This window comes from Burkholderia sp. 9775_39 (assembly GCF_015712225.1).
GTDB lineage: Bacteria > Pseudomonadota > Gammaproteobacteria > Burkholderiales > Burkholderiaceae > Burkholderia > Burkholderia cenocepacia.
The window spans coordinates 1-246 of record NZ_JACCQC010000134.1; the positions used below are offsets into that span (position 1 = coordinate 1).

The window sequence follows — 246 nt, forward strand, 5'->3', positions numbered from 1 at the left end:
CAGACTTGTTATAGGATCAAGCCTTACGGGCAATTAGTATCAGTTAGCTGAACGCATTACTGCGCTTACACACCTGACCTATCAACGTCCTGGTCTCGAACGACCCTTCAAGGGGATCTAGTCCCCAGGGATATCTCATCTTAAGGCGAGTTTCCCGCTTAGATGCTTTCAGCGGTTATCTCTTCCGAACATAGCTACCCGGCGATGCCACTGGCGTGACAACCGGTACACCAGAGGTTCGTCCAC

At 51.2% G+C, this 246-nt stretch carries 1 rRNA gene; it reads right to left on the minus strand.

Annotation, left to right across the window (positions count from 1 at the left end):
• Positions 1-12: 12 nt before the first annotated feature.
• Positions 13-246: ribosomal RNA gene (locus H0X90_RS35625) — 23S ribosomal RNA — on the minus strand; the annotation flags it as partial.